Source organism: Variovorax beijingensis, from assembly GCF_007828835.1.
Taxonomy (GTDB): Bacteria; Pseudomonadota; Gammaproteobacteria; order Burkholderiales; family Burkholderiaceae_C; genus Variovorax; species Variovorax beijingensis_A.
In genome coordinates this window covers 156,476-181,691 of sequence record NZ_VIVL01000006.1, presented here as the reverse complement: position 1 = coordinate 181,691, position 25,216 = coordinate 156,476, and the positions used below count along the sequence as shown (strand labels likewise).

The following is a 25,216-nucleotide window of genomic DNA, read 5'->3' as shown; positions in this document are numbered from 1 at the left end:
TTCCGGTTCAACCCGGCCTTCGGCCGCCGAATTGCAATCAGAATGCCACAAATTTCATTGATTTAATTAAATCAACATAAATTTTGGATTGAATCCACCCAAGAACAGGGCCAGCGGCAGCCTCCGAGTTACACAACGAGGGGATTCTTCCGCGAATAGCTTCAAGGTTCTTCGGTATCACGCCAATTAATGGCTACCGCATCCGGAACAGGGTGGGGATTACATCCGTTTCACCAGGCGTCCTCCGCCAATTCAGCTTCCGGTCAACCCGCCGCCGTATCCGGCGCAGGGAACGCAAGGCGTCCGCACTCCCCTGTTTCGCTTCTACCCGTTTCCCCCGTTTTCTGGCGCATTCGGCTTTGGCCGCAGCGGCTTGCGCTGCGTTCGGCAGGCGCTTTGTCATGGTTCCGGGCACGGTGGGCGGGGGCGATTGTCTCCCTTGGAAGGGGGCGCATTGCTCATGCGCACAGGGGGCGCAATTCATACAGTGGGTTTCCTGGGCCGGTGCCTTTCCGGGAAAAACGCCTACTCCCCGGTTCGGACGGAATCGGGGAAAGGCGCCCGAATTTGGCGCTGGTTACCCTGTTCGAGCGATATGAGGTAGTACGAATATGTAACGAATGATTCGGCAATGTAACCCGACAAACTTTGATCAACACCGCGTCGGACAAAGCCTCTAGGATTACCTCGAAATAGAAACTAACGTACTACCTAATTTTATTGGCCAATTGCCAATTCATGAACCCTCGTCTATTGCATGAATTCTTTTTTCCATCTTTTCTATGAAAATTCAAATAGCCGATTCGGCGCAATCCGCGCCCCCCCGACTTTCGTTGGATGATCTGTTCGTCTCGCGCCTCAATTCGGACAGGCCGGATGAACGGATCCAGGGCTCGGTGGCGCTCGGGGAGCGGGGCATGCAGCGCTGGACGCACTGGATCGACGCCACCGGCCAGTTGCCCGACACCCCCTTCTCGGCGGCATGGCTCCTGCTCCAGGCGCGTTGGCTCGGCGAGCAGCAGCCGGATCCGACCCCATCGGCTCGCACCTGGCTGGCATCGCTCGACCAGGAACGGCGCCAGGCCGCCACCGCAGGCTCGCCTGAGCCATCGCCGAAAGTTCTCTGGCTGCGCGGCGACCCCGGCGCCGACGGCGTCCAGGCCCCCCTCCTTCTCTGGTTGAGCACCACCGCATCGGACGCGCCCCGCCTTCGCGCCAGTGCGGCAGCAAGCCTGCTGGACGCGGCATCGGTGCAGCAGCTGCTCGCGGCCATTGCCGACACAGCCGCCGATCTGATCGACCGGCCCGATTGCCCGCTGGACGAGATCCGCACCCTCCCCCCCGCCGACCGCGAGCACCAGCTCGCCGGCTGGAACACGCCCCCCGCTCCCCTGGACCGGCGCCTCACCGTGGTGGGCATGTTCGCCCGCCAGGCCGCGGCCGCGCCCAATGCCGTGGCCCTCGCGCAGGGCGATGCGCAGATGAGCTACGGCGAACTCGAGCGCCAGTCCGGCCAGCTCGCGCACCGCCTGCAGCACCTGGGCGTGCGTGCGGGCGACAACGTGGGACTGGTGCTCGACAGGTCGATCGAGGCCGTGGTGGCGCAACTGGGCATCCTCAAGGCCGGCGCGGCCTATGTGCCGGTGCCGACGGATTTCCCGCCCGAGCGCATCGCCTTCATGCTCGACCAGGCGAACGCGCAGCAGGTGGTCAGCACCTCGGCGCTGCGCCACCTGGTGCCCGCGTCCCATGCGCTGCTGCTGCTCGATGAAGCCGGGGAGACCGGGCCCGCGCCCTGGAGCGCTCCCGCGATCGACGGCGAATCGGTGGCCTACGTGATGTACACCTCGGGCTCCACGGGCACGCCCAAGGGCATCGAGATCTGCCACCGCGCGATCCTGCGCCTGGTCATCGGCGTCGACTATGCGGAACTGGCGCCGGGCCGCGGCGTGCTGCATGCGGCGCCACTCGGCTTCGATGCCGCCACCTTCGAGATCTGGGGACCGCTGCTCAACGGCGGCTGCTGCGTGGTGCACGGCGAGCGCGTGCCCACGGGCGCGGGCCTGGCCCGCACCATTGCGCGCCACGGCGTGCACACCGCCTGGCTCACTGCGGCGCTGTTCAACGCGGTGATCGACGACGACCCGGCGCATCTTTCGGGACTGCGGCATCTCATCACCGGCGGCGAAGCGCTCTCGGTGCCGCACGTGCGGCGCGCGCTGGCCGCGCTTCCTGCGCTTGCGCTCAGCAACGGCTACGGGCCGACCGAATGCACCACCTTCGCGGCCACCCACCGCATTCCGGCACTGCCCGCCGAGCTGCGCTCGGTGCCGCTCGGCCGGCCCATCAAGGACACCGTGCTGCGCGTGCTGAGCCCTTCGATGGACCTGCTGCCGACCGGGTTGGTGGGCGAGCTGTGCATCGGCGGGCACGGGCTGGCGCGCGGCTACCTGCGGCAGCCGCAATTGACCGCGGAACGCTTCGTGCCCGATCCGTTCGGCGCGCCGGGCGAGCGCCTCTACCGCACCGGCGACCTGGCGCGCTGGCTGCCTGACGGCACCCTCGAATTCATCGGCCGGCGCGACGGCCAGGTCAAGATCCACGGCCACCGCATCGAGACCGGCGAGGTCGAGATGGCCATCCTCTCGCATCCCGCGATCCAGGCCTGCGCCGTCGATGCGCGGCCCGACGCCGATGGGCAGCTGCGGCTGGTGGCCTACCTCGTCGCGCGCTCGCACAGGCTCTCGTGGGATGCCCTGCGCGCGCACCTGGCCGCGCGCCTGCCTGCGGCGCTGCTGCCCTCCGCGCAGGTCTGGCTTGCGCAGCTGCCGGTCACGCCCAACGGCAAGCTCGACCGCCGCGCGCTGCCCGAACCGGCGGCCGAGCGGCCCGATCTCGCGCAGCCCTTCGAGGAAGCGCGCAGCGCCGCCGAGCAGCGCGTGTGCGAAGCTTTCGCCCGCGCCCTGCACATCGAGAAGGTGGGGCGCAACGACAACTTCTTCGACCTGGGCGGCGACTCGCTGCGCGTGCTGCAGGTGTTGGCCGAATTGCAGCAGGACAGCGCGCAGCCGCTGTCGACCAACCTGTTCTTCCGCCATCCGACGCCGAGCGCCATCGCCGCCGAACTGGAGACGGCCGGCGCCGACGATGCGGCACCCGCACCGGCCGCAGTGCCGCGCACGGGGCACGAGCCGCAACAACAGCCGCTCGCCGAGCCCGACGCCCACATGTCGGAGGCCATCGCGCTGATCGCCACCGCGGGCCGCTTCCCGGGGGCGGCCGATGTCGAGCAGTTCTGGGAGAACCTCGTCGCCGGCCGCGACACCATCAGCTTCTTCGACGACGACACGCTCGATGCCGGCGTGAGCGAAGCGCTGCGCAAGGACCCGGCCTACGTGCGGGCCCGCGGCGTGATCGAGGGCATCGAGAACTTCGATGCCGCCTTCTTCGGCATCGGCCCGAAGGAAGCCGCGCTGATGGACCCGCAGCAGCGCGTGTTCCTCGAGATCTGCTGGGAATGCCTGGAGCGCGCGGGCTACGTGCCCGATGCCGCACCGGGCCCGGTGGGCGTGTATGCCGGCATGTACAACGCCAGCTACTTCCAGCGCCACGTCGCCACGCGGCCCGACCTGATCGAAGCGGTGGGCGAGTTCCAGGTGATGCTGGCCAACGAGAAGGACTACATCACCACGCGCGTGGCCAACCGGCTCAATCTGACGGGGCCGGCGGTGAGCATCCATACCGCCTGCTCGACCTCGCTGGTGGCCGTGGCCCATGCCTTCCACGCACTGCGCACCGGCCAGTGCTACATGGCGCTGGCCGGCGGCGCTTCCGTCACCTGCCCGCCGCGCAGCGGCTACCTGTACCAGGAAGGCTCGATGCTCTCGCCCGACGGGCACACGCGCAGCTTCGACGCGCAGGCGCAGGGCACGGTCTTCAGCGACGGCGCCGCGGTGGTGCTGCTCAAGCGCCTGGCCGATGCGCAGGCCGACGGCGACACCATCTACGCGGTGCTGCGCAGCGCCTGCGTCAACAACGACGGCGGCACCAAGGCCAGCTTCACCGCGCCCAGCGTGGACGGGCAGGCCGCGGTGATCCGCGCGGCGCTGGCGGCGGCCAACGTGGACGCGCGCAGCATCTCCTACGTCGAGGCGCACGGCACCGCCACGCCGATGGGCGACCCCGTCGAGGTCGAGGCGCTGACCTGCGCCTATGCCGAGCACACCGGCGCGCTCGGCTACTGCACGCTCGGCTCGCTCAAGAGCAACGTCGGCCACATGGTGACGGCCGCGGGAGCGGCCGGCCTCATCAAGGCGGCGCTCTCGCTGCACCATGAAGCGATTCCGCCGACCGCGCACTTCAGCGCGCCCAACCCGGCGATCGACTTCGCGCGCACGCCCTTCTACGTGAGCGGCAGCCTGCAGGCCTGGCCGCGCACCGGCCAGCCGCGGCGCGCCGGCGTCAGCGCCTTCGGCGTGGGCGGCACCAATGCGCACGTCATCCTCGAGGAAGCACCCGCGCGGCCCACCTCGGCCAGCGCCTCAGGGCCGCAGGTGCTGCCGATCTCGGCCCGCTCGGAAGCCGCGCTGGCCGTGGCCACGGAACAGCTGGCCGCGCATCTCGATGCCACGCCCGGCGTGCCGCTGGCCGATGTCGCCTATACGCTGAGCGTGGGCCGCAAGGCGCATGCCTTCCGCCGCGCGGTGGTGGCCGGCGATGCCGCACAAGCCGTGGCCGCGCTGCGCGCAGGCGACAGCCCGTGGCGCGCCAGCGGCCGCGTCGATGCGCGCGCGCCGCAGCCGGTGCTGATGTTTCCGGGCCAGGGTGCGCAGTACACCGGCATGGGCAAGATCCTGCATGCTAACGACCCGGTGTTCGCGGCCGCCTTCGACACCTGCCTGAAGGCCTTCGGCAGCGCGGTGGATTTCGACCTGCGCGAGCGCATGTTCGGCGACGACCCGCAGGCGCTGCTGCCCACCGCCGTCACGCAGCCCGCGATCTTCGCCATCGAGTACGCGCTGGCGCGCCGGCTGCTCTCGCTGGGCGTGCGGCCGCATGCGCTCATCGGGCACAGCGTGGGCGAGTTCGTTGCCGCGGTGATCGCCGGCGTGATGCGGCTGGAAGACGCGGCCCGGCTGGTGGCCCGCCGCGGCGCGCTCATGCAGGCGCAGCCCGCGGGCGCGATGCTGTCGGTGCGCCTGGGCGCGGCCGAACTCTCGGCCCGGCTCGGCCCGCTGCTCTCGCTGGCCGCGGACAACGGCCCCACGGCCTGCGTGGTGGCCGGCCCGTTCGACGCGATCGAAACGCTGCGCGCCTCGCTGCAGGAAGAGGACATCGCGAGCCGCCAGCTGCAGACCTCGCATGCCTTCCATTCCTCGATGATGGATGGCGCCGTCGCGCCGTTCGAGGCGCTGGTCGGCGAGGTGGCGCTGCATGCGCCCACGGTGCCGATCTTCTCGACGCTCACGGGCCGCCTGCTCGAGGACGCCGAGGCCACCAGCCCCGCCTACTGGGCCCGCCACCTGCGCAGCACCGTCCAGTTCTCGCCCGCCGTGCGCAGCGCCATGGCGCAGGCGGCCCGCCCGCTCTTCATCGAAGTGGGCCCCCGCAACACGCTGGCCACGCTGGTGCGCCAGCACGGCGCGGCCGAAGTGATGCCGCTGCTGCACGGCGAGCCCGCCGACGAGGCCCGCACGCTGCGCCTGGCGCTGGCCCGCCTCTGGACATGCGGCGCGGACGTGGAGCTGTCGCGCCTTTCCGTTCGTACCGGCGCACAGCGCGTGCGCCTGCCCACCTATCCCTTCGAACGCAAGCGTTTCTGGGTCGACATCGCAGCGGCTGCGGCGAGCCCGGCCATCGTGCCGCCAGTTTCGCCGCCGGCCTCGCTGGCCGTTGCCCCATCCGCGCCCGCGCTCTCCGTTCCACCCACCTTCTTGGAGCCGACCGTGACAGCTGCAGTGTCCCCGCCACTTCCTTCACCTGCTTCCACCGCGTCCACCGAGTCCATGGACGCGCGCTTGCGATCCCTGTTCGAGGACATCTCCGGCATCGACATGATGCAGGCCGAGGGACATGCCGCCTTCGGCGAGCTGGGCCTGGATTCGCTCACGCTGACGCAGGTCGCCACGCAGATCAAGAAACGCTTCAAGGTGAACCTGAGCTTTCGCCAGCTCATGGAGAACTACCGCAGCTTCGACACCCTGTCCGCGTTCCTGCGCGAGAGCCTGCCGCCCGAGCCCGTGGTTGCGGCCGTGCCTGCATCCACCGCCGCGGTGCCGCTGACCATGGCCGCGCCGGTGCAGGTGGCGGCCGCGCAGCCGCCGGCCGCGTTCCTGCCCGGGGTGACCGCACCGGCCGCTGGCGGCGACATCGGCAGCGGGCCGATCGTGCAGCTGGTGGCGCAGCAGATGGAACTGATGCGGCGCCAGCTCGCGCTGCTGTCGGGCGCAGGCATGGACGCGCTGCCCGCTGCGCCCGCCATGCCGGCGGCTGCCGCAAGCACCGCTGCCGCCGCCACCGTCGCGGCGCAGCCCGCCGCCGACGAAGCACCGGCCAGGGAACCGCAGCGCTACGACGTCACCAAGGCCTTCGGCGCGATCGCGCGCATCCACACCCAGCGCACCGCCGAGCCGAGCGGCCGGCAGAAGGCGCGGCTCGCGGCCTTCATGCGGCGCTATGTGGAGCGCACGCAAAAGAGCAAGCAGTTCACGCAGGCCAACCGGCCGCACATGGCCGACCCGCGCGTGGTCAACGGCTTCCGGCCGCTGACCAAGGAGATCACCTACCAGATCGTCATCGAGCGCTCCAAGGGCTCCAGGCTCTGGGACCTGGATGGCAACGAATACGTCGACGCCCTCAACGGCTTCGGCATGAACATGTTCGGCTGGCAGCCCGACTTCGTGCAGGAAGCGGTGCGCAAGCAGCTCGATGCGGGCTACGAGATCGGGCCGCAGCATCCGCTGGCGGCCGACGTCACCGGCCTCATCTGCGAGCTCACGGGCTGCGACCGCGCCGCCCTGTGCAACACCGGCTCGGAAGCCGTGATGGCCGCGCTGCGCATCGCGCGCACGGTCACCGGGCGCAGCACCGTGGTGGTGTTCACCGGCTCCTACCATGGCACCTTCGACGAGGTGCTGGTGCGCGCCGGCAAGGGCGGCCGTGGCCTGTCGGCCGCGCCGGGCGTGATGAGCGGCATGTTCGGCGACATCCGCGTGCTGGACTACGGCACGGCGGAGGCGCTGGCCTTCATCCGCGAGAACGCCGACGACCTGGCCGCGGTGCTGGCCGAGCCGGTGCAAAGCCGCCGGCCCGACTTCCAGCCGCGCGAGTTTTTGCAGGAAGTGCGCGCCATCACCGAGAAGAGCGGCACCTGCTTCATCTTCGACGAGGTCATCACGGGCTTTCGCGTCGGCCTTGGCGGCGCGCAGGAACTGTTCGGCGTGCGTGCCGACCTCGCCACCTACGGCAAGGTGATCGGCGGCGGCTTTCCGGTGGGCGTGATCGCCGGCAAACGGGCCTTCATGGACGCGCTCGACGGCGGCGCCTGGCAGTACGGCGACGACTCGATTCCCGGCGTCGGCGTGACCTACTTTGCCGGCACCTTCGTGCGGCATCCGCTCGCGCTGGCCGCGGCCAAGGCTTCGCTCACGCACCTGAAGGAAGCCGGCCCCTCGCTGCAGGCCGGCCTCACAGGCAGCACCGCCGCCATGGCCGACGAGCTCACGGCCTGGTGCGCCGAGGTGGGTGCGCCGATCGCGATCCGCCAGTTCGCCTCGCTCTGGCGCGTGAGCTGGCTCGAGGAGCATCCGCTGCAGGACCTGCTGTTCGCCATGATGCGCAGCCGCGGCGTGCACATCCTGGACAACTTCCCCTGCTTCCTCACCAGCGCGCACAGCGCCGAGGACATCGCCACCATCCAGCGCGTCTTCAAGGAGTCGGTGGCCGAGATGCAGGAATCCGGCTTCCTGCCGCGCCGCGCCACGGTGATCACGGGTTTCGACTACCGCAAGCGCTGCGAGGAAGACGGCTCCGTGCTCGCCCGCGACGTCGACGGCCAGCCCTTTTGGTACGTGCCCGACGCCGCGAGCCCCTCCCCCCTCATCAATGGAAAGGCCGCAGCATGAACGCCGTTCTCCGCCCCGCCGCCACCGGCGGCCTCATCGAGTGCGTCATACCGACAACCGAATCGCAGCGCGAGATCTGGCTCGGCGCGACGATGAGCACCGACGCCTCGCTGGCCTACAACGAATCGGTGCTGCTGCGCCTGCGCGGGCCGCTGGACACCGCCGCCATGGGACGTGCCGTTGCGCGGCTGGTCGAGCGCCACCAGGCGCTGCGCGCCACCATCTCGCCGGACGGCAGCTGCATGCTGGTCGGCCGGCCCGGCGAAGGCCTGCTGGAGCAGCAGGACCTCAGCGGCCTCCTGCCCGAGGCCCGCGAGCAGGCGCTGAAGGCCGCGCACGACGAAGCGGTCTGCACGCCCTTCTCGCTGGAGCACGGCCCGCTGTTCCGCGCGGTGCTCTGCAGGCTGGGCGAGGCCGAGCATGAACTCGTGATGTCGGCCCACCACGTGGTGTGCGACGGCTGGTCCTGGATGGTCATCACCGAGCAGCTCGGCCATCTCTATGCCGAGCAGGCCGGCAGCGGCCAGCCACTGAAGGCCGCGCCCAGCTATGCGGAGTTCGCGGCAGAGGAAGCCGCCGAGGCCGCGCATCCGGACATGCAGCCGCACGTGGACTACTGGCTGGAGCGCTTCGCCGGCGGCACCCTGCCCGTGCTCGAACTGCCGGTGGACCATCCGCGGCCCGCCGTGCGCACCTTCCATTCGCAGCGCGCCGAGCGCCTGCTCGACCGCCGCCTCGTGAGCAGCCTGCGCTCCATGAGCGCGAAGACCGGCGCCAGCCTGTTCGCGGGCCTGTTCAGCGGCTTCATCGCCACGCTGCACCGGCTCACGGGGCAGGACGACATCGTGGTGGGCATCCCCGCGTCGGGCCAGGTCGCGCGCGACATGCCCGGCCTGGTGGGCCACTGCGTGAACCTGCTGCCGCTGCGCGTGGCGGTTCATGCCCAGCTTCGCTTCGATGCCATGCTGAGCGAATGCAGCACCACGGTGCTCGACGCCTTCGAGCACCAGGCGCTCACCTATGGCGCCTTGCTGGGCAAGCTGTCGCTGCAGCGCGACCCGAGCCGGCTGCCGCTGGTGAGCGTGGCGTTCAACGTCGACCCCGACGTGGCAAGCAGCGCGCAAACCTTCCCGGGCCTCGAAGTCGCACAGGACACGATCGCGCGCCAGTACGAGAACTTCGAGCTCTTCCTGAACCTGCGTCCGCTCGACGGCGGCCTGCAGATCGAGGCGCAGTACAACTCGGACCTGTTCGACGAGGCCACGGTGCAGCGCTGGCTCGACATCTTCGAGTGCGTGCTCCGCTCGGCGGTGCGCAACCCCGGCGAGACGGTCGGCCGGCTCGAGGTGCTGTCGGCCGAGGCCGCGCAGGAATTGGTCGCGCTGCAGCCGCCGCGCACGCCGCTGGAGAGCGCGCCGCATGCACTGGCCCGCTTCCTGGCGCGCGTGCCGCTGCAGCCCGAGCGCCCCGCGGTGCGCGACGGTGCGCGGGTCTGCAGCTATGCCGAGCTCGATGCCGAGTCCAACCGCCTGGCGCGGGCGCTGCGCGCGCGCGGTGTCCGCCGCGGCGAGCGCGTGGGGCTGTGCCTGGAGCGCAGCATCGAGATGGTCACCGCGCTGGTGGCCGTGCTCAAGGCGGGCGCGGCCTACGTGCCGCTCGATCCCGGGTTTCCGCAGGCTCGGCTCGAGCACTACGCCAGGGACGCCGGGCTCTGCCTGCTGCTGACCTCGTCGGACATCGGGGCGGCGCCGCGCAACTGGCGCGCCGACGCGGCCGAGCGGGTGTTCGAGATCGACCGCCACAGCGCCTGGCAGCAGGAAAGCGGCGAGCCGCTGCCGCCGAGCGGCGACGATGCCGGCCCCGACGACGGCGCCTACGTGATCTACACCTCGGGCTCCACCGGCGTGCCCAAGGGCGTGTGTGCGCGGCACCATTCGGTGGTGGTCCTGCTGCAGTGGATGCAGCGCAAGTCGGGCCTGAGCGCAAACGACCGGATCGCCGCGGTGACCACCCTGTCCTTCGACATGGCGGTGCCGGACCTGCTGCTGCCGCTGTCGGGCGGCTCCGAGATCGTGATGGTGCAGCGCGAGGTGGCCATGGACGGCAACCGCCTGTGCCGGCTGCTCAAGGAAGAGCGCATCACTTTCCTGCAGGCCACGCCCGGCATGTGGCAGCTGCTGCTCGACGCCCAGTGGCCCGGCGCGCCCGGTTTCCGCGGCTGGACCGGCGGCGAAGCGCTGCGGCCCAGCATGGCGCTCGCGCTGTGCGAGCGCACGGACGAATTCTGGAACGGCTACGGGCCGACCGAGACCACCGTGTATTCCACGGCCTGGCTGGTGCGCCCCGATGTCGTCGCATCGCGCGGCGTGTCGATCGGCCACCCGGTCGACAACACCGAGATATGGATCCTCGATGCCGACCTGCAGCCCTGCCCGATCGGCGTGCCGGGCGAGATCTGCATCGCAGGCGACGGCCTCGCACTGGGCTACATCGACCGCCCCGAACTCACGGCCGAGCGCTTCGTTGCCGCGCGCATCTTCGGCAGCGCCAAGACGGTGTACCGCACCGGCGACCGCGGCCGCTGGCGCAACGACGGGCTCATCGAGCACCTGGGCCGGCTCGACTTCCAGCTCAAGGTGCGGGGCTACCGCATCGAGCCCGGCGAGATCGAGGCACGCTGCTGCGAGGTGGCCGGCGTGTCGCGCTGCGTGGTGGTGGCGCGCGAAGACAGCCCGGGCGATGTCCGGCTGGTGGCCTACCTGGCGCTGACGCCCGGTGTCGACTTCGAACTGGACGTGCTGATGGCGCACCTGCGCGAACACCTGCCGGCCTTCATGCTGCCGCAGCACGTGGTGGCGCTGGACGCACTGCCCACGCTGCCCAACGGCAAGATCGACCGCATCTCGCTGCCCGCGCCGCAGGCGGTGTCGCGCGACGAGGCGCGGCGCGGCGCCGGCCCGCGCACCGAATGCGAACGCAAGGTGCTCGCCACCATGGAAAAGGTGCTGAGCCTGCCGGGCCTGGACATGCGCGACGACTTCTTCACGATGGGCGGGCATTCGCTGCTGGCCTCGCGCCTGACCACGCTTCTGAGCCGCGAATTCCAGATCACGCTGCCGCTGCGCTCGCTGTTCGAGGCGCCCACGCCCGAGAAGCTGGCCGCCGTGGTCGAGGGCCTGCAGAACGCGGGCGCCGGCGCGCAGGCACCGCTGCCCTGCCGCATGGACCGCAAGACTGCACCGCTCACGCCCGCGCAGGAGCGCATCCGCTTCATGGAAGACCTGCACCCGGGCCGCTCGGTCTACAACGCGCCCGCGGCGCAGCGCCTGACCGGCGTCTTCGATGCGCAGCGCTTCGAGGCCGCGTTCAAGGAAATCATCCGCCGCCAGCCCGCCATGCGCACCCGCATGGGCACCGATCCGCACACCGGCCAGCCGGCCCAGCTGATCGCGGAGTCGGTGGATTTCTCGCTGCCCTTCATCGACCTGCGCAACCTGCCGGCCGACCAGCGCGAGGCCGAGCTGGCCGAACGCATGCAGGAGCTCGCCGACCGGCCGATCGACATCCACCGCGCGCCGATGCTGCATGCGGCGGTGTTCCAGCTCGACGTGCACGAGCATGTGTTCGTCTTCGTGCCGCACCACCTGATCTGGGACGGCTGGTCCTTCGACCTGCTGCAGCGCGAACTCTCCGCCATCTACGACGCGGCGGAGCGCGGCCGGCCGCATGCGCTCGCGCCCATCGCCACCACGCAGGGCGACTATGCCGAGTGGCTGGCCAGCTGGATGAAGGAGCCCTCGTTCCAGGACCAGCTCGACTTCTGGCTCAAGCGCTTTGCAAGCGCGCCGATGCCGCGCCTGCCCAACACCGACATGCCGCGGCGCGCCGGCAAGAGCGGCCAGGGCGGCGCCCACTGGATCCGCGTCGACCTCGCCGTCACGCAGCAACTGCGCAAGGTGGCGCGCGACATGGACGTGACGCTCAGCATGCTGACCTTCGGCGTGTATGCGTTTGCCATGAGCAGCATCATCAGGTCCGAGACCATCGTCATCGCCAACCCGGTGCGGGGCCGGCAGCAGCCCGAGACCGAGGACGTGATGGGCTTCTTCAACAACGTGCTGCCGGTGTCGCTGCAGGTCGGCCTGCAACAGCCGCTCCCGGAGTTCATGCGCTACGTGAAGCGCGAGCTTCTCTCGCTCATGAACTACCAGCAGGTGCCGTTCGAGCGCCTGATGGCGGAGCCCGCTCTGGCCGCGCGCATCCGCGCGGTCGGGCCCTACCAGGCGATGTTCTCTTTCCAGGATGCGCGCGACCGTGCGCGCCGGCTCGGCAGCCTGCAGACGCGGCAGCTGCACCTGATGCAGCGCGGCGCCACCGACGACATCGGCGTGTGGCTGATGGACAAGCCGCACGGGCTGGAAGGCGCACTGATCTACAACGCCGACATCTACCTGCGCGAGACCGGGGCACAGCTGCGCGACCGCTATCTCGAACTGCTGCAGAAAGTGGCTGATCGCCCCGAGGCCTCGCTGGCCGAGCTTGCGAGCGAAGAAGGCTCCGCGAGCGCCGTCTACCTGCGCAGGCTCGCCGCCGTCGATCCGCTCAGGGCTGCGGCGCCGGTGGATGCGCCGGCCGGTGCCGCGGCGGAAAGCACCATCCTGAACCCCGAGCACGCGCGGCTCGCGCAGATCTGGGCCTCGGTGATCGGGATCGATGTCAACGACATCCGCCCAAGCGACAACTTCTTCGACCTCGGCGGAGATTCGCTGCTGGTGCTGCGTGCGATCCAGCAGGCCGAGACGACGCTGGGCTACCGCGTGCAGTCGCGCCGCTACCTGTTCGAGAACCTCGGGCAGATCGCCTCGTCCGCGCACCAGGCCGCGGAGGACGCGGAGCTCTCGGATCTCGGAAAACTGCCGCTCGGCAACCTCAAGGGTGCGGCGCGCGGCGACGGCCTGCTGAGCCGCGCCTTCGGCAACTGGCTGCGTAAGGAGTGATTCATCATGGGCTCCGCAGCTTTCTCCCTGACTTCCGTCGATGCACCGGTCTGCCGGTATCTGGAGCTGGACGGCGAGCCCGGCCCCGAGGCCGAGCGGCTCCTCTGCGACGACGAACTGGAGCGCGCCGCGCAGTTCCGCTTCGAGGCTGACCGGCAGCGCTTCGTTGCCGCGCATGCCGCGCTGCGCTGTGCGCTGGCCGCGCACACCGGCGAGCGCCCCGAGGCGCTGCGCTTCACCCGCAGCGCATTCGGCAAGCCTTCGCTGTCGGGCTGGCCGCGGGTGCGGTTCTCGCTGAGCCACAGCCTGGGGCTGGGACTGCTCGCCATCGGCGAACGCGGTCCGCTGGGGGCCGACGTCGAACTGCTGCGGCCGATTCCCGATGCGCTCGCGCTTGCCGCGCAGCATTTCACGGACAGCGAGAACGAAGCGCTGCTGGCCCTGCCCGCCGCCGAGCGCGAGCACGCCTTCCTGACCTGCTGGACGCGCAAGGAAGCCTGCCTCAAGGCCATCGGTCTCGGGCTGGTCGTGCCGACCGAGCGCTTCGAGGTGGGGCTGGAGCCGGACTGCCGGAGCGTGGAGGTGCCCGTGGCCGGCCGGATCCTGTGGCTCGTGCTGCAGCCCGCGCCGCTGCGCGTGGACAGCGTGGGAGCGATTGCGGAATGGCGGCAGACGCATGTGCGCGCCAGCATGCCGGGTTTCGCGGCCCAGACCTGTGCCCGCTCCCGCTCGGCGGAAAGGCGCGCAGCGCCAAGGACGCCGCAATGAACGCGTACCCCTTCATGTTCGGGCCGGCGTCGCGCCAGATCTTCGGCGTGTTCCATGCCGCTGGCGACGGGCGGCCCGGAAGTACCGCGGTGCTCGTGTGCCCGCCCTTCGGCCAGGAGGGCCTGCGGACCTACCGCTTCTTCAAGGTGCTGGCCGAGCGCCTCGCGCGCTCGGGCATCGCCACCCTGCGCTTCGACTTCCACGGTGCGGGCGACTCGCCCGGCGATGAGAGCGAAGGAGAGCTCGACGGCTGGCGCCGCGACCTGTGCTCGGCCCACGAGGAGCTGCGCCGCAGGGCCCCGGGAAGCCGCATCGTCTGGATCGGCGCGCGGCTCGGCGCCACCCTGGCCGTGCTGGCGGCGCGCAACGGACGCTGCGACCCGGCGCGGCTCGTGCTGTGGGAGCCGGTGATCGACGGCCGGCGCTATGCGCGCCACCTGCGCGAGCGGCATGTGGCGGCCATCGACACGACCTTCTGCATTCCGGACCTGGCCTGGCGCCGCAACCTCGCGCACGATCCCGACGCGCTGCCCGAGGAAGCACTGGGCACCGTGCTGTCGCCCACGCTGCGCACGCAGCTCGGCGCGCTGGCGCCCGAGTCGCTGCCGCTCACCGCCCTGCACGACACGCTGGTGCTGACCTCGCCCGACGACCAGCACACCGCGCAATGGGCGGCCGAGCAGCAGTCGCGCCACATGCCGGTGCGGCTCGCCTATTTCCAGCACCGGCTCGACTGGACCGCCGATCCCTATCCCAACAGCGCCATGGTTCCGGCCGACGCGCTCAACCGCTTGCAGGGTGCCCTCCATGAATGACATGACGCAATGCCCCGTCCGCTTCGGACCGGGAAACGCACTGATGGGCATGATCACCATTCCCATGTACCGGGCGCCGGCCGACGTCGCCTGCCTGATGCTCAACATGGGCGTCAACCACCGGGTCGGGCCGCGCCGCATCAACGTGAAGCTGGCACACGTCCTGGCCGCGCGCGGCGTGAGCAGCCTGCGCTTCGACCTCGGGGGCCTGGGGGACAGCGACGCATCCGACGCCTCGTGCGACGTGCAGGTCCGCGCGGTGCGCGACCTGCGCGCCGGCATGGACCTTCTCGAGAGCATGCTGGGCATCCGCAAGTTCGCGATCGTGGGCATGTGCTCGGGCGTGGAGCACGCCATGACCACGGCCGCGACGGACACGCGCGTGGTGGCGCTCTCGCTGTTCGACGGCTTCGCTTTTCCGGACCGGCGCTCGCGCTGGGAACGCACGCTGCGGCGCGCCCTGGCGGCGCCCGCGCATCCATCGTTCGCGGGCAAGGCCAAGCGCTGGCTGCAGCGCCACCTGCTGCCCAGCCATTCGAACAAGCCGCTGCCCGGCTTCTTCGTGGAACGCAAGCCGCCCGAGGTCAACGCCGTGTGGTTCGGCGCCACCATGCGGCGCCTGGTCGAGCGCAAGGTGGCGGTGCAACTGCTCTATTCGGGCTCGCTGCATGTCTGCGACCACGACCGCGACCAGCTCGGCCCGTTCCGCGGCGAGCCGTTCGCGCAGGCCGTGCAGTACGAATTCATGCGCGATGCCGACCACACGCTGTGCACGGTGCGGGGACAGCAGCTGTTCCTGCGCTCCGTCGGCGGCTGGGTGGCCGCCTGCGCCATCAGCGCCGGCCCCGAGCGCCGCAGCCCCAGCACCAGCCCGAGCCCGCTCGCACCCCTCGTGGAGCGCCCCGCGCGCGGCGCCTACGTCCCGCAGTGAACCGATTCCCCAGGAAGAAAGGACACATCCCATGGCACACCTCGCTCCGGCCAGTTCCTTGCGCATCGCCCGCGCCGTTCCCGCCCGCGCCCGCGTCCGCATCCGATCGGCGGCGCTGCTGTTGCTGCCGCTGTGCCTGGCCGGCTGCGGGGTTCCGGGCTTCGGCCCGCCCGACAGCGGCAACTGGGGCGCCTACCGCTCGAGCGGCAGCGGTGCGCGGGGCGAACCGAAGATCGTCTCCATCACGCCCGAGCTGATCCGCACGATGGCAACGCGCAACCCCGCCGCGCTGCCGGCCGATGTGCGGCAGCTGTTCGGCAAGGCGCCGGCCTACACGATCGCCCCGGGCGACGTGGTCGGCATCGTGGTCTATCGCCATCCCGAGCTGATGCCCAACGCGGGCACGGTCATCTCGCAGCAGTCGGACCCGACCGGGGTGAGCGTCGCGCCCGGCTTCATCGTCGATGGCGAGGGCGAGATCAGCTTTCCCTACGTCGGCCGCACCAAGATCGAGGGCATGACGGAGAGGTCCGCTGCCGAGATGATCTCGCGCAAGATCGCGCCCTTCGTCAAGGATCCGCTCGTGAGCGTCAGGATCCAGACGTTCCGCAGCCGGCGCGTCTATGTGGAGGGCGAGGTCCGCACGCCGGGCCTGCAGATCTTCACCGACGTGCCGATGACGCTGGCCGAGGCCATCAACCGCGCCGGCAGCATCACCCCGGCTGGCGACCGTTCGCGCGTGTCGCTGACGCGCGGAGAACGCACGATGGTGATCGACCTGCCGCTGCTTCGGCGCCTGGGACTCGACCCGACCCGCATCCCGCTGCAGAACGGCGACATCGTGAACGTGGGCAGCCGCGACGACAGCCGCATCTACGTGATGGGCGAGATCCAGCGCCCCACCGCCCTGCCGATGCGCGACGGCCGGCTGAGCCTGAACGAGGCGCTGGGCGATGCGGGCGGCCCGGCGCTGCAGACCGCGTCGACCGACCAGATCTACGTGGTGCGCAACTCGAGCGGCGACGTGCCCGAGGTGTTCCACCTCGATGCGAAGAACCCCGTGGCGCTGGCGCTGGCCGACCGCTTCGAGCTGCAGCCACGCGACGTGGTCTACGTCGACCCCGTGCCGCTGGCGCGCTGGAACCGGGTGATCAGCCTGATCCTTCCCGCCGCGCAGATCGTGAACCTCGGCGGCACCACCAGCCGCCGCTGAAGCCGCGCCCCACCCGTCCAGGCAACACACAAAGGTGATCCTCATGAATGCGCACTGGCAACCTGTACTCCCCGCTCCCTCGGCCCCGGACGCCGAGGCTTCCGACAACCCTCCTTCCAGGCTCCGGGAGCATGTCGACCTGCTGCTGGACAGCCGATGGAAGATCGCGGGCATCACCGCTGTCGCGCTGCTGCTGGGCGCGGCCTACGCCATGTTCGGCCCGCGCGTGTACGAAGCCAACGTGCTGATCCAGGTCGAGGACCCGGACCGCTCGGGCGGCACGCTGGTGGGCGACTCCGCGAGCAACGCGCTCAACGCCAAGACGCCGACCGCGGGCGAGGCCGAGATCCTCAAGTCGCGCCTGGTGCTCGACCAGGCGATCGAGAACACCAAGCTCTACATCGAGGCGCAGCCGCTGTATGTGCCGCTCGTCGGCGCCTGGCTGGCGCGCCGCGCCAAGACGCTCTCCGAGCCGGGCTTCGCGGGCCTGTCGGGTTACGTGAGCGGCAACGAACGGATCGTGGTCGCGCAGATGGACGTGCCGGCGGATCTCGAAGGCAAGCGCTTCCTGCTGACCGCGGGCGCGAACGGTGCGTACACGCTGACCCACCCCAAGCTGGACAAGCCGCTCGCCGGCACCGTCGGCCTGCCGCTCGATGCGCAGACCCCGCTCGGCCCGATCCATCTGCTGGTGGGCTCGATCTCGGGCCTGCCCGGCGCGGCCTTCGAGCTGGTGCGCCAGTCCAAGCAGCTCGTGCTGCTCGAGCTGCAGCGCGAGTTGCGCGTGATCGAGAAGGGCAAGCAGTCATCGGTGGTGGAAGTGAGCTGGCGCGACGGCAACCGGACGCAGCTGGCCAACCTGCTCAATGAAATCGCGCAGCTCTATGTGCGCGTGAACATCGACCAGAAGACGGCGCAGGCACAGCGCGCCCTCAACTTCCTGGGCTCCGAGCTGCCCAAGCTCAAGCTGCAGCTGGAGCAGTCCGAGGAAATCTACAACCAGTACCGCAACCAGAACGGAACCGTCAGCCTGGACGACGAGGCGCGCAATGCGCTGTCGCAGAACCTGGAACTGCAGACGAAGCTGTTCGATGCCACGCAGAAGCGCATCGAGCTCTCCGAGCGCTTCACGTCCAGGGACCCGAGCGTGATGACCATCGACGCACAGATCGCTTCGCTCAGGAAGGCCCTCGGGGGCGTGGAGCAGCGCATCCGCCGCATGCCCATGCTGCAGCAGAACTCGCTGCGCATGCAGCGGGACATCAAGGTCAACACCGACCTGTACGTGTCGCTGCTCAACAGCTCGCTGCAGATGCGGCTCGCCAGGGAGGGGCGGATCGGCAACGTGCGGGTGCTCGACCAGGCGCTGCTGCCGGAAAAGCCGATCCGGCCCAAGCCCTCGATCGTCATGGGCATCGCGCTGATCGCGGGCCTTTCGTTCGGGGCGGGCTCGGCGTTCCTGCGCCGGTCGTGGCGCAAGACCATCGCCAGCCCGGCCGAGATCGAGACCCACACGGGCCTGGACGTCTACAGCACCGTGACGCTCAGCGCGCACCAGCCCCTGCTCGACCGCGCCATTCGCCACGGCAAGCCCGGCGTGCACCTGCTGGCGGCGCAGCATCCGAACGACCCGGCGCTGGAGGGGCTGCGGCGGCTGCGCACGGCGCTGAAGTTCGCCATGCCCAAGGCCTCGAACAACCGCGTGATGATCTCCAGCGCCACGCCGGGCGCGGGCAAGACCTTCGTGTCGGGCAATCTCGCGGCCGTGATCGCCTCGACCGGCCGCCGCGTGCTGCTGATCGACGCCGATCTGCGGCGCAGCAGCGTGGCAGCCATGTTCGGGCTGAAGCGCCGCGGCGGCCTGTCGGATCTGATCCGCGGCTCGATCGAATTCCAGAACGCCATCCACACGGACGTGCTCGGGCACCTGGACGTGATGACCACCGGGGCGCTGCCCACGGACCCGAGCGCGCTCCTGACGAGCGACGCCTTTGCCGAGGTTCTCGAAAAGGCCTCGGAACGCTATGACGTGGTGATCGTGGACACGCCGCCGATGCTGCTCGCCTCGGAGACGGCCGAGCTGGCAGCCTGCATGGGCACGCTGCTGATGGTGGCGCGCGCCGGCGACAACGAACTGGGCGACCTGTCGGAAAGCGCGAACCAGCTGCGGCATGCCGGCGCGCAGTTCCAGGGCGTGGTGCTGAACGCGATGGACACCAGCCGCCGCTACTACGGCAAGCTGGCCTACCGCTACGGCGGCTACCAGCCGCGGGTGCACGAGTACCCGAGCGCGGTTGCCGAGCTTCCCCAACCTGCCCGTGCGAGCGCCGCATCATGAACACACTGCGATCGAATGCCACCGTCCATCCGTCTGGCAATTCACGGCTGCTGATGGGCACCAAGCGGGCCGTGGACGTGCTGCTGGCAGGCGGCTTCTTCCTTGTGCTCGGATGGGCGTTCGCGCTGGTCTGGATCGGCGTGCTGCTGACTTCCGGCAAGCCGGGCATCTACAAGCAGCCGCGCTACGGCCGGGACGGGCGCGTCTTCAGCTTCTACAAGTTCCGCACCATGGTGCCCGATGCCGACGCCGTGCTGGAGCGCTACCTGCGCGGCAACGAGGCGGCCCGGCGGCAATGGGAGATGTACCAGAAGCTCGACCGTGATCCGCGCATCACGCGCTTCGGCGCGGTGCTGCGCAAGTACAGCCTGGACGAACTGCCCCAGTTCTGGAACGTGCTCAAGGGCGACATGAGCGTGGTCGGCCCGAGGCCCTGCATGTTTGCCCAGAAGGAGCTGTACGGCGTCTATTGGAGCAGCTACTGCGCCGTGCGGCCCGGCATCACCGGGCTGTGGCAGGTGAGCGGGCGCAACGAGATCAGCTACCGGCGCCGCGCGGCGATGGACGCGGACTACGTCGCCACCCTCTCGATCCGCCAGGACATCGCGATCCTCTTGAAGACTTTTCTCGTGGTGGCCGGGGCACGCGGCTCGCGCTAGGCGCCACATCCCTCAACCCTCAACCTTTAACCGAAAGAACATATGCGTATCTACGTTGCTGGTCATCGCGGCATGGTGGGGCAGTCGCTCGTGAAGCGTCTGGGCAGCCTCGGGCACGAGGTCGTCACGCGCAGCCACGAGGAACTCGATCTGCTCGACCAGGAGGCCGTTCGCCGTTTCTTCGCCACCGAGCGCGTCGACCAGGTGTACCTGGCGGCAGCGAAGGTCGGCGGCATCCACGCCAACATGACCTATCCGGCGGAGTTCATCTACCAGAACCTGCTGATTGCCGCCAATGTCACGCACCAGGCCTTTCTGGCGAACGTCAAGCGCCTGCTGTTCCTCGGCTCCAGCTGCATCTATCCGCGGCTGACCGAGCAGCCGATCCGCGAGGACGCGCTGCTCGGCGGCCAGCTCGAGCCGACCAACGAGCCCTACGCCATCGCAAAGATCGCCGGCATCAAGCTGTGCGAGAGCTACAACCGCCAGTACGGCGCCTCGCACGGCATCGACTACCGCAGCGTGATGCCGTGCAACCTGTACGGCCCCGGGGACAACTACCACGCCGAGAACAGCCACGTGGTGCCGGCGCTGATCCGCCGCTTCCATCTTGCCAAGACCACCAATGCGCCCGAAGTGCTGATCTGGGGCACGGGCCAGGCCAGGCGCGAGTTCCTCTACGTCGACGACATGGCCGAAGGCTGCACCACCGTGATGGGCCTGAGCCGCGCGGGCTACGAGCAGCACACCACGCCGATGTGCGCCCACATCAACCTGGGCATGGGCGAGGACCAGACGATCGCCGAACTGGCGCAACTGATCGGCGAGGTCGTGGGCTACCGGGGCCGCATCCGCTTCGATCCCTCGCGGCCGGACGGCGCGCCCCGGAAGCTGCTCGACGTGTCGTGCGCGGCTGCCATCGGATGGCACCCCACGGTATCGCTGGCCGAGGGCTTGCATCGCACCTATGCGGACTACCAGAAGTCGCTGCAGCCTGCCGCCCAGGAATTGGCGCATGCCTGAGCCCGCGCCGGCTCCCCGCACTCAACCACAAGCACAAGGCCTCCCATGAGAGCGCTCTCCTTCTGGTCAGGCATCGCCATCGCCTTCCTGTGCGGCTTGCTCGAGCCGGCCTGGGGCTATGCGGCGGTGTGCGTGCTGTCGCTGGTCCAGCTGTCGATGCTCCGCGCGCCGGGGGCCAGCGTCTTCCTGCTGATCCACTACGCCACGATCCTGACCTACTTCTCGGTGGCGCCGGCGATGCAGATCGCCGCCGACGTCTCGTTCTGGGACACGGGGGTGATCGGCGCGGTCGCGCACATGCAGGCGTTCACGCTGCTGCTGCTCTACATGGCGGGCGTCGAAGCAGCCCGGCTGGGCCTGCCCGAGGCACCGGCGCCGGCGCGCGCGCGCGCGGCGCCCGAGCTGCCGGCGGCCGGCGTGGCCCACCCGGCCCTGCTGCTGCTGAGCGGCGCGGTCTCGGCCTTCGCTTCGCTGTTCATCCGCCCCGAGCTGAACTTCATCGCGCGCGGCATCCCGGGAACCGAGGAAAGCCTTCCTGTCGACTACATCATCTATTCGACGCTGCCCAAGCTGATCGTGCTGATCTGCTTCGTGGCACTGACGATCCATGCCATGCGCCGCGGCACGTTCTGGTCGTGGTGTGCCGCGGGCCTTGCGCTGGCAATGGCTGCATTCGCCGCGAACCCGGTCAACACGGCACGGCAGGTCCTGCTGATCGGCCTGCTGCCTCTTTTCATCCATCTCTTGGGCCGGGGCTGGCGCTGGACGCTGGGCCTGCTGATCTTCGGCGCCATCGCCGGCCTTGGACCGGTGCTCAACCTGGTGTCGCGCGGCAGCTTCTGGGGCGAGACGCTCACCACCTTTCCCTTCAGCCCCGACTTCGACGCGATGTACGTCGTGGCCGGCATCCTGGAGCGCGCATCCGAGCCCGAGCTCGGGTGGGGGCGCTATCTGCTGTCGGCGTTCTCGTTCATCCTGCCGCGCGACCTGAAGCTGTTTCCGGACTTCGATCCGCTGGGGTGGCCGGCCATCCTGGGCAACTTCTCGCAGTCCAACCTGTCGCTGCCGCCCTTCGCCACCGCGTACTTCGACTTCGGGCTGGCCGGGCCGGTGATGTTCGGCCTCGCGATCTCGGGCGGCTTCCGGGTGCTGGACAGGATGGTCGATCCGCGCGCCGCACTGTCAGGCAGCTATCTGTGCGCACTGGTGCTGCTGGCCGCCTACGTGCCGTTCCTGCGCGGGCCGATCCTCGGCTGGGGGCCGTTCGCGGCATCGGGGCTGATTGCGGCGCTGCTCGCCGGCCTGCTGAGTTCGCGCTTCCGCGCGGTGCGCCGCCGCGCGGCCCGCTACGCCCCCCGCTCGGCCTGAGGTCCAGCATGTACAAGTACCTGTTCTACGACACGATCCGCCTCAACCGCGGCGCGGGCGGCGTGCTGAACGTGTCCGATCTGCTGCTGCGCCGGATGCGCCTGTGCAAGGGCGACCACATCCAGCCGGTCAGCGAACGGCACCCGCACCTCTTTGCAGTGGCGCGGCGCCTGCGCATCAGCCGGTTCCTGGTCGAGATACTGCTCTACAACTACCACCGGCTGCGGGCGCTGGCCTCGGGCGAGCGGGTGTTCTCGCTGTTTCCGAACTACTTCCTGCCGTTCACGCTTTTCGGGCGCCACCGGGACTCGATCGTGATCGTCCATGACCTGCAGTACCGCCACTACCCCGCGTACTTCAGCCGCACCAAGCGCCTGTGGCTCGACTGGAACCTCCGGCGCGTGGCGCGCAGCGCGGCCGACGTGGTGTTCATCAGCAGGAGCAGCCAGCAGGATTTCGAGCAGCACTTCGGACGCTGCGAGCACGCGAGCGTCATCTTCAACCCGGTGGAGGCCACGCGCGCCGCAGGCTCGGCCAGTGCGGCCGGACCGTCCCGCGAGCCGCCCGCGGGCGAGCGCTACCTGATCGCGTCCTACCACTACTACCCGCACAAGAATTTCGGCGCCGCGCTGAAGCTCTTCGAGCGCATGAAGCGCGCGGGGCTGGTCGACTGGCTCGACATCACGGGCAACGGCGCGGCCGAGGTGAAACGGATGGTCGCCGGCATGGCCCCCGAACTCGGCAACTGCGTGCGGCACCGCGGACTGGTCCCGCGCCAGGATCTGACGCGGCTTTATTGCGGCGCGACGGCCTTCATCTCGCTGTCGGCTTTCGAGGGCTTCAATCTCTCGGCCGCCGAAGCCGCCACGCTGGGTGTGCCGCTGCTGCTCTCGGACATTCCGGTGCACCGCGAGCTGTTCGGCGGCTACGCCTTCCTCATCGGCAGCGAGCCATGCGACATGGACCAGCTGTCCCGGTACCTGGACGAGCACCGGGACACGCAGCCGGCCTGGCTGCATGCCGAAGCCTGCGCGCCCGGCGCGGTGGCCAGGCGCTATCTCATGCTCAAGCGCGAGGCCGTCTCGCTTGCCGGAGCCATGCAATGACACGCAGCGCAGGCGTTCTTCGACAGCTGCTCGCGGCGGGGATGCTCGGCGCCGCCTGCGCGTCGACCTCGGCAGCGGCGGACTCGGGCTTTGGCGTGATGGTGCACTACCTGCCCGACAGGCAGTCGATCGCCGACGCCGCCCGCTTCGACGTCGAAGCGTTTGCGGCGTCGCTCGCACAGATGCGCGCGTCCCACCTCATCCTGACGCTCGGGCAGAACAACGGCCAGTACATCGCGCCGAATGCGGCGCTCGAGGCGCTGTGCCCGCACACTGCCGCGGACCGGCCGCCGCGCGACCTGCCGCTGGAGATCGGCCGCGCGCTGCGCAGCCGCGGCATTGCCCTGGTGCTCTACCTGCCGTTTCGCGCGCCGCAGGCGGACCCAGCGCTGATGGAGTGCCTGGGCGACATCTCCGAGCAGAAGCCGCCGCCGGCAGATTTCATCGCCGCATGGACTGCGGTGATCCGCGACTGGTCGCAGCACTACGGCGCGCTTGCCAGGGGCTGGTGGTTCGACGGCGTCTACAACACCCGGGGCATCTCGCCGTCCGGCTGGGATGCGCTGTGCGCCGCGGCGCGCAGCGGCGCCCCCGACCGGTGGCTGGCTTTCAATGCGGGCGAAGGCCCGGCGCGCTTCAGCGCCAAGGCCGCGCCGTGCCAGAACCTGATGGCCGGCGAATTCATGCAGCCTCCCGCGCAGCTGAGCGCACCGCGTTCGGAGCTGAAGTTCCATCTGCTGACGCCGCTCGGCGCCTCCTGGGGCCAGCCGACGCCGCCGCGCTTCACCGCCGCCCAGGTGCGCGGCTGGATCGCGCAGGCGAATGCGCGCAGCGGGCTCTTCACGCTCGACCTGCCGCTGGACGACGACTTCCGATTTCTCCCCGCGCACGTCGCGCTGGTCCGCAACGCGACGGCACCCCGGCCCTGAGACATGACCATGACCCATTCCCTTGCCTTCATCGTGGTGGAAGACCGCCAGAACAGGTCCCTGCTGCTGTGCCGCGAATCGGCGGCACGTGCCGGGGAGCCGCTGATCGTGCTGTCGGGCACCGACGCCGGGCCCGGCTACGAGCGCCTGTGCCGCACCTATGTGCACCTGTCGAGCAATCCGCCGGAGTTCGAGAAGATCTGCTTCCGGCGCTACTTCCTGCTGTCGGAATATCTGCGCGCCCATCCGGAGCACCGCGAGTTCGTGCTGATCGACAGCGACGTGCTGCTGTTCAGCGGCGTCGGCGCGCACATCCGGCGCGTGGCTGGAAAGGCGAATTTCTCGGGCTCGTACCTGCGCCCTGTCGATGGCTGGGACCCCTGCCAGATCTCGCCGCACGTCAGCTACTGGACCGCCGCAGGCCTGCAGCAGTTCATCGCGTTCCTGCTCAACACGTATGCAACGCCCAGCGGCCGAAGGAAGCTGCGCGCGATCGCGGCGCGGTTTGCCGCGCGGGGCGTGCGCGGCGGGGTGTCGGACATGACCCTGCTGCACCTCTGGGCCCATGCGAGCGGCAATGCAGCGCCCATCAACCGGGTGTTCGGCGGACGCGTGATCGACCACAACATCAACGGCGGACACAACCTGCTCGTGAACGAATTCCAGGACCGGGGCGGCGCCAAGCGCCTCGTGTTCGTCGACGGCCAGCCCTGCCTGGTCACGCCGGCGGGCGAGTTGGTGAACGTGCTGGCGCTGCACTTCCAGGGCGGCGCCAAGATCGCGATGGCGCACGTGCTGCATGGCCGGGTGCACACGGTCGCCGCGCTGACCTATGCGCTGCGGCTGGCGCGCCGGGCCAAGAACTGGGCCTTCGGCATGCGCCAGCTCGCGCAGCGCCCCGCGGGCGGCGGGCGCTTTGCCGGCGCGGCCGAACCGAAATGACGCC

At 69.8% G+C, this 25,216-nt stretch carries 13 protein-coding genes; all 13 read left to right on the top strand.

Annotation, left to right across the window (positions count from 1 at the left end; genetic code table 11):
• Positions 1 to 782: 782 nt before the first annotated feature.
• Genes FB547_RS18875 through FB547_RS18815 form a run of 13 tightly spaced genes read left to right on the top strand, consistent with a single transcriptional unit; the run spans position 783 to position 25,212 of the window.
• Positions 783 to 8,123: a polyketide synthase gene (locus FB547_RS18875; RefSeq protein ID WP_145744861.1), complete on the top strand. Its 7,341-nt coding sequence runs from the start codon at positions 783 to 785 to the stop codon at positions 8,121 to 8,123.
• The gene (locus FB547_RS18870; protein WP_145744860.1) at positions 8,120 to 13,120 is read left to right on the top strand and encodes a non-ribosomal peptide synthetase; all 5,001 of its coding nucleotides are present in this window, start codon (positions 8,120 to 8,122) and stop codon (positions 13,118 to 13,120) included. The genes FB547_RS18875 and FB547_RS18870 overlap by 4 nt, the downstream gene beginning before the upstream one ends.
• 6 nt (positions 13,121 to 13,126) lie before the next feature.
• The gene (locus FB547_RS18865) at positions 13,127 to 13,888 is read left to right on the top strand and encodes a 4'-phosphopantetheinyl transferase family protein (RefSeq protein ID WP_145744858.1); all 762 of its coding nucleotides are present in this window, start codon (positions 13,127 to 13,129) and stop codon (positions 13,886 to 13,888) included.
• Positions 13,885 to 14,703 carry a serine aminopeptidase domain-containing protein gene (locus FB547_RS18860; protein WP_145744856.1) on the top strand — a complete coding sequence of 273 codons (819 nt, stop codon included), beginning with the start codon at positions 13,885 to 13,887 and terminating at the stop codon, positions 14,701 to 14,703. The genes FB547_RS18865 and FB547_RS18860 overlap by 4 nt, the downstream gene beginning before the upstream one ends.
• A gap of 49 nt (positions 14,704 to 14,752) precedes the next feature.
• Positions 14,753 to 15,634 (top strand): alpha/beta fold hydrolase, encoded by an 882-nt coding sequence (locus FB547_RS18855; protein WP_225612827.1) that lies wholly within the window; start codon positions 14,753 to 14,755, stop codon positions 15,632 to 15,634.
• A 31-nt stretch (positions 15,635 to 15,665) separates the two neighbouring features.
• Positions 15,666 to 16,847, top strand: coding sequence for a polysaccharide biosynthesis/export family protein (locus tag FB547_RS18850; protein WP_145744852.1), 1,182 nt, complete (start codon positions 15,666 to 15,668; stop codon positions 16,845 to 16,847).
• A 43-nt stretch (positions 16,848 to 16,890) separates the two neighbouring features.
• The gene (locus FB547_RS18845; RefSeq protein ID WP_145744851.1) at positions 16,891 to 19,185 is read left to right on the top strand and encodes a polysaccharide biosynthesis tyrosine autokinase; all 2,295 of its coding nucleotides are present in this window, start codon (positions 16,891 to 16,893) and stop codon (positions 19,183 to 19,185) included.
• Complete coding sequence (locus FB547_RS18840; RefSeq protein ID WP_145744849.1) at positions 19,182 to 19,844, top strand: sugar transferase; 663 nt, start codon at positions 19,182 to 19,184, stop codon at positions 19,842 to 19,844. Before FB547_RS18845 ends, FB547_RS18840 begins: the two co-directional genes overlap by 4 nt.
• 42 nt (positions 19,845 to 19,886) lie before the next feature.
• Positions 19,887 to 20,867 (top strand): GDP-L-fucose synthase family protein, encoded by a 981-nt coding sequence (locus FB547_RS18835; RefSeq protein ID WP_145744847.1) that lies wholly within the window; start codon positions 19,887 to 19,889, stop codon positions 20,865 to 20,867.
• Positions 20,868 to 20,912: 45 nt separating this feature from the next.
• Positions 20,913 to 22,235 (top strand): hypothetical protein, encoded by a 1,323-nt coding sequence (locus tag FB547_RS18830; protein ID WP_145744845.1) that lies wholly within the window; start codon positions 20,913 to 20,915, stop codon positions 22,233 to 22,235.
• Positions 22,236 to 22,243: 8 nt separating this feature from the next.
• Positions 22,244 to 23,341, top strand: a complete 1,098-nt coding sequence (locus tag FB547_RS18825; protein ID WP_145744843.1) for a glycosyltransferase — start codon at positions 22,244 to 22,246, stop codon at positions 23,339 to 23,341.
• Positions 23,338 to 24,270 carry a hypothetical protein gene (locus FB547_RS18820; RefSeq protein WP_145744842.1) on the top strand — a complete coding sequence of 311 codons (933 nt, stop codon included), beginning with the start codon at positions 23,338 to 23,340 and terminating at the stop codon, positions 24,268 to 24,270. Before FB547_RS18825 ends, FB547_RS18820 begins: the two co-directional genes overlap by 4 nt.
• Positions 24,271 to 24,279: 9 nt before the next feature.
• Positions 24,280 to 25,212, top strand: a complete 933-nt coding sequence (locus FB547_RS18815) for a hypothetical protein (RefSeq protein ID WP_261380335.1) — start codon at positions 24,280 to 24,282, stop codon at positions 25,210 to 25,212.
• Positions 25,213 to 25,216 lie beyond the last annotated feature (4 nt).

Excerpts from the sequence above, each read along its gene's own strand:
- FB547_RS18845 (WP_145744851.1), top strand. The coding sequence starts at position 16,891 with ATGAATGCGCACTGGCAACCTGTACTCCCCGCTCCCTCGGCCCCGGAC.
- FB547_RS18850 (WP_145744852.1), top strand. The coding sequence starts at position 15,666 with ATGGCACACCTCGCTCCGGCCAGTTCCTTGCGCATCGCCCGCGCCGTT.
- FB547_RS18860 (WP_145744856.1), top strand. The coding sequence starts at position 13,885 with ATGAACGCGTACCCCTTCATGTTCGGGCCGGCGTCGCGCCAGATCTTC.
- FB547_RS18865 (WP_145744858.1), top strand. The coding sequence starts at position 13,127 with ATGGGCTCCGCAGCTTTCTCCCTGACTTCCGTCGATGCACCGGTCTGC.
- FB547_RS18875 (WP_145744861.1), top strand. The coding sequence starts at position 783 with ATGAAAATTCAAATAGCCGATTCGGCGCAATCCGCGCCCCCCCGACTT.
- FB547_RS18825 (WP_145744843.1), top strand. The coding sequence starts at position 22,244 with ATGTACAAGTACCTGTTCTACGACACGATCCGCCTCAACCGCGGCGCG.
- FB547_RS18840 (WP_145744849.1), top strand. The coding sequence starts at position 19,182 with ATGAACACACTGCGATCGAATGCCACCGTCCATCCGTCTGGCAATTCA.
- FB547_RS18815 (WP_261380335.1), top strand. The coding sequence starts at position 24,280 with ATGACCCATTCCCTTGCCTTCATCGTGGTGGAAGACCGCCAGAACAGG.
- FB547_RS18855 (WP_225612827.1), top strand. The coding sequence starts at position 14,753 with ATGATCACCATTCCCATGTACCGGGCGCCGGCCGACGTCGCCTGCCTG.
- FB547_RS18820 (WP_145744842.1), top strand. The coding sequence starts at position 23,338 with ATGACACGCAGCGCAGGCGTTCTTCGACAGCTGCTCGCGGCGGGGATG.
- FB547_RS18870 (WP_145744860.1), top strand. The coding sequence starts at position 8,120 with ATGAACGCCGTTCTCCGCCCCGCCGCCACCGGCGGCCTCATCGAGTGC.
- FB547_RS18835 (WP_145744847.1), top strand. The coding sequence starts at position 19,887 with ATGCGTATCTACGTTGCTGGTCATCGCGGCATGGTGGGGCAGTCGCTC.
- FB547_RS18830 (WP_145744845.1), top strand. The coding sequence starts at position 20,913 with ATGAGAGCGCTCTCCTTCTGGTCAGGCATCGCCATCGCCTTCCTGTGC.